Below are 4,136 nucleotides of genomic sequence, written 5' to 3' on the forward strand. Positions count from 1 at the left end.
CCATCTCTAGGGACGTATGACAAAGAAAACTCAAAACGACGAACTCGTCTTCCTGCCGCTGGGCGGCTCGAACGAGGTCGGCATGAACCTGAACGCCTATGGTTTCGGCCCGGCGCATGACCGCAAGTGGATCATCGTCGATGTCGGCGTGACCTTCGGCGACCCCTCCACGCCCGGCGTGGACGTGATCGTGCCCGATCCCACCTTCCTGGAAGGTGAGAACATCCTGGGCATCGTGCTGACGCACGCCCACGAGGACCACATCGGCGCCCTGGGCTGGCTGTGGCCGCGCATCAAGGCGCCGCTGTATGCGACGCCCTTCACTGCCTATCTGATCCGCGAGAAGCTGCGCGACGCCAACATCCTGGATGATGTCGAACTGAACGAGATCCCGCTGGGCGGCGACCTGAACCTGGGTCCGTTCGACGTGACCTTCGTCACCATCACCCACTCGATCGCCGAGCCCAACGGCCTGGCCATCAAGACCCCTCTGGGCACCGTCCTGCACACCGGCGACTGGAAGATCGACAATGATCCGGTCGTGGGCGAGCGCACCGACGTCGAGACCATCCAGCGCCTCGGCGACGAGGGCGTGCTGGCCATGGTCTGCGACAGCACCAACGTCTTCGTGGACGGCGTGGCCGGTTCCGAGGGCGACGTGAAGGTGGCGCTTGCCGCCCTCATCAAGGACCTGAAGGGCCGCGTCGCCGTGGGCTGCTTCGCCTCCAACGTCGCCCGTATGGACAGCGTGATCCGCGCCGCCGAGGCCGCCGGCCGCCGCGTGGCCCTGGCCGGGCGCTCGATGCACCGCATCACCGCCGCCGCCAAGTCGGTCGGGATGCTGAGCGACGTCAAACCCTTCCTGTCGGAACAGGAGGCCCGCGTCTGGCCCGAGGACGAGATCCTGTATCTCTGCACCGGCAGCCAGGGCGAGGTCCGCGCGGCCCTGTCGCGCGTGGCCGAAGGCACCCATCCCTTCATCAAGCTGGGCAAGGGCGATCACTGCATCTTCTCGTCGCGGGTCATTCCGGGCAACGAGCTTTCGATCGGGCGCCTGCAGGACAAGATGGCCGACCGGGGCGTGCGCCTCTACACCGAGAAGGATCATCCGGGCATCCACGTTTCGGGGCACCCGTGCCGTGACGAACTGCGCCAGATGTACAACTGGGCCCGCCCGCGGATCGCGGTGCCGACCCACGGCATGCGCCGTCACCTGATGGAACACGCCAACCTGGCCAAGGACATGCAGGTCCCGGAAACCGTGACGCCGCGCAACGGCGACATGGTGCGTCTGGCCCCCGGGCCCGCGGCCATCATCGACGAAGTGCCCTCGGGCCGTCTGTTCGTAGACGGCGGCATGCTGGTCGAGGAGGCGGGCGAGGCCCTGCGCGAGCGCAAGCACGCGGCGTCGAACGGCGTCCTGGTCGTCAGCTTCGCCATGGACAAGCGCGGCAAGATCGTCAGCGACATCGACGTGCGCGGCATCGGCCTGCCGGGCGACGCGGACCGTCCCCTGGGCGACATCCTCGACGATCTGGCCGAGCGCGCCGAACAGGCGGTTCGCAAGCTGAAGGGCGAGGCCCTCGACGACGAAATGGTGGTCGAACAGGCCGTCAGCCGCGCCCTGAAGAAGGCCAGCCAGCAGGTGTGGGATCGCCGTCCCATCGTCGAAACCGTGATCCTGAGGCTGTAATGGCGGATCGGCTCTTTCTGCTGAACCCTGACTGGTTCGACGATCAGGGCGGGCCCTGGTATTGCCCGCCCGGCGCCCGGATTGAAGGGGTGCTGAGCCTCTATCCGCGCCTGCGCGAGCAGGTCCAGGTCACGCACCTGGACCATCCGCGCCCGCGCGCCGCCGTGGTGGCCGAGGTGGGGGAGGCCAACCAGAGCTGCCCGCTGCTGGTGCTGGACGGTGAGTTCGACTGGCCGGACGCCCAGGTCAGCGCAGAGACCGGCGCCCGTTTCCTGCAGGACGACGACATCCTGCCCTATTGGGCGGCGCGCTACGGCATCGGGCGTCCGCACCCGTAAGGATATCTCCTCATGAGCTCCCTTTCCCCCTCGAGGGGGGAAGGGCCGGGGATGGGGGTGCGTGCGCCGAGCTTGGAGATGTGGCGGGTGAGGCGGGACGGTCGACGTCTTCGGCGCTTGATCGGTCAATACTGAGGCTACACCCCCACCCAACCCTCCCCCCTCGAGCGGGAGGGCTATTCCGAAGATTAGCTCCCCAGCGTGACCTTGCGGTAGTTGTCCTTGTCCAGGTTCCCGATCTCGACGGAAATCTGCGCGGGTCCGTCATAGGGCTTCACCCCCGCCAGCAGGGCGGCCTGCACCGCTTCGCCCAACGCCGTCTTCTGCTCCTGGGTCCGTCCGGTCAGGATGCGCAGGTCACAGTGGACCATGGCCTGGGCCGGGTCGCCGTCGGCGATGATCAGGTCGTCGCAGCGCACGATGCGCGTCTTGCAGGCCTGGGTCGTGGCGCCGACCACGTCGACGCACAGCTTGTGAATATCCAGCGCCAGGGCGCGCCAATCGGTCCCGTCGAAATGGGGGGAGTGTTCCAGGGTGATCTGTGGCATGAGGACGTCCTTGTTTCGCGCCGTTTCTTAGCCCGCCCCCGACGCGGACGGAATGCGGAAGGGCGCCCGAACCTATGGATGACCGCCCATGCCTCTTGGCCCCTTCACCCTGGTGGCGCTGTATCTGACCTCGTGGTGGATCGTGCTGTTCACGATCCTGCCTTTGGGCTCGTCGAAGCAGGTCGAGGCGCCGCCGACCGACGGCAGCCAGTGGGGCGCCCCCGCCAATCCGCAGCTGAAGAAGAAATTCATCACCACGACCTGGGTGTCGGCCATCGTCTGGGCCTTCATCGTCTTCATCGTCTGGACCGGATGGATGCCGCTGCCGGACTTCTCGCGCGGCCCTGCGCTCTAGCTTTCGCCCCATTCGCCCGTTTAAAACTCGGGCCAGACTGATTTTGCAGAGATTCCCGCCATGCGCCTGTCGCGCTACTTCCTGCCGACCCTGAAAGAAGCCCCCTCCGACGCCCAGATCGTGTCGCATCAGCTGATGCTGCGCGCGGGCATGATCAAGCAGGAGGCCGCCGGCATCTACGCCTGGCTGCCGCTGGGCCTGCGGGTGCTGCGCAAGATCGAGAACATCGTCCGCGAGGAGCAGGTCAAGGCCGGCGCCGTCGAACTGCTGATGCCGACGCTGCAACTGGCTGACCTGTGGCGCGAGAGCGGCCGTTACGACGCCTACGGCCCGGAAATGCTGCGCATCACCGACCGCCATGAGCGCGAGCTGCTGTACGGACCGACCAACGAGGAAATGGTCACGGATATCTTCCGGGCCTATGTGAAGTCGTACAAGGCCCTGCCGCTGAACCTCTTCCACATCCAGTGGAAGTTCCGCGACGAGCGCCGCCCGCGCTTCGGCGTCATGCGCGGTCGCGAGTTCCTGATGAAGGACGCCTATTCCTTCGATCTGGACGAGGCCTCGGCCCGCATCGCCTACAAGCGCATGTTCGCGGCCTACCTGAACACCTTCGCTCGCCTGGGCCTGAAGGCGGTGCCGATGCGCGCCGACACCGGCCCGATCGGCGGCGACCTGAGCCACGAGTTCATCGTCCTGGCCGAGACCGGCGAGAGCGAGGTCTTCTGCGACCGCAAGCTGGTCGAGATGGACGCGCCCGGCCACAACCTCAGCGTCGAACAGCTGGAAGGCGTGTTCAACGAGCGCACGGCCCTCTACGCCGCGACCGAGGAAATGCACGACGCGGCCCAGTTCGAGGCCCAGACCGCCGAGGGCGACCGCCTGTCGGCGCGCGGCATCGAGGTCGGCCACATCTTCTACTTCGGCACGAAATACTCGGCCCCGATGAAGGCCAAGGTCGCCGGACCGGACGGCCAGGACACCGAGGTCCACATGGGCAGCTACGGCGTCGGCGTGTCGCGCCTGCTGGGCGCCATCATCGAGGCCAGCCACGACGCCGGCGGCATCATCTGGCCGGACTCGGTCGCCCCGTTCGACGTGGTGGTGATCAACCTGCGCGCCAGCGACGAAGCCGTCTCGGCCGCCTGTGAAGAGGCCGTGGCCAAGCTGGAAGCCCTGGGCAAGGACGTCCTCTACGACGA

Annotated in this window: 5 protein-coding genes; 4 read left to right on the top strand and 1 reads right to left on the bottom strand. The window is 66.8% G+C overall.

What is annotated here, in order from left to right; genetic code table 11:
* Positions 1–16: 16 nt before the first annotated feature.
* Together VGE49_RS05020 and VGE49_RS05025 are read left to right on the top strand one after the other, a co-directional pair.
* Positions 17–1,693, top strand: coding sequence for a ribonuclease J (locus tag VGE49_RS05020; protein WP_331033477.1), 1,677 nt, complete (start codon positions 17–19; stop codon positions 1,691–1,693).
* Positions 1,693–2,031 (top strand): DUF3088 family protein, encoded by a 339-nt coding sequence (locus tag VGE49_RS05025; protein ID WP_331033478.1) that lies wholly within the window; start codon positions 1,693–1,695, stop codon positions 2,029–2,031. The genes VGE49_RS05020 and VGE49_RS05025 overlap by 1 nt, the downstream gene beginning before the upstream one ends.
* 188 nt (positions 2,032–2,219) lie before the next feature.
* On the opposite strand, the gene VGE49_RS05030 is transcribed toward VGE49_RS05025, so the two are convergent.
* On the bottom strand, positions 2,220–2,579 hold the full coding sequence (locus VGE49_RS05030) for a 5-carboxymethyl-2-hydroxymuconate Delta-isomerase (RefSeq protein ID WP_331033479.1): 360 nt from the start codon (positions 2,577–2,579) through the stop codon (positions 2,220–2,222).
* 88 nt (positions 2,580–2,667) lie between these two features.
* On the opposite strand from VGE49_RS05030, the gene VGE49_RS05035 reads away from it, so the two are divergent.
* On the top strand, positions 2,668–2,934 hold the full coding sequence (locus VGE49_RS05035; RefSeq protein WP_331033480.1) for a DUF1467 family protein: 267 nt from the start codon (positions 2,668–2,670) through the stop codon (positions 2,932–2,934).
* Positions 2,935–2,994: 60 nt separating this feature from the next.
* On the top strand, positions 2,995–4,136 hold a 1,142-nt coding region (proS, locus tag VGE49_RS05040; protein WP_331033481.1), incomplete at its 3' end, for a proline--tRNA ligase.

Origin of the sequence: Brevundimonas sp. (genome assembly GCF_036405315.1) — a bacterium.
Taxonomy (GTDB): domain Bacteria; phylum Pseudomonadota; class Alphaproteobacteria; order Caulobacterales; family Caulobacteraceae; genus Brevundimonas.

Coding starts and splice junctions, on each gene's coding strand:
- VGE49_RS05020 (WP_331033477.1), top strand. CDS start 17: ATGACAAAGAAAACTCAAAACGACGAACTCGTCTTCCTGCCGCTGGGC.
- VGE49_RS05025 (WP_331033478.1), top strand. CDS start 1,693: ATGGCGGATCGGCTCTTTCTGCTGAACCCTGACTGGTTCGACGATCAG.
- VGE49_RS05030 (WP_331033479.1), bottom strand. CDS start 2,579: ATGCCACAGATCACCCTGGAACACTCCCCCCATTTCGACGGGACCGAT.
- VGE49_RS05035 (WP_331033480.1), top strand. CDS start 2,668: ATGCCTCTTGGCCCCTTCACCCTGGTGGCGCTGTATCTGACCTCGTGG.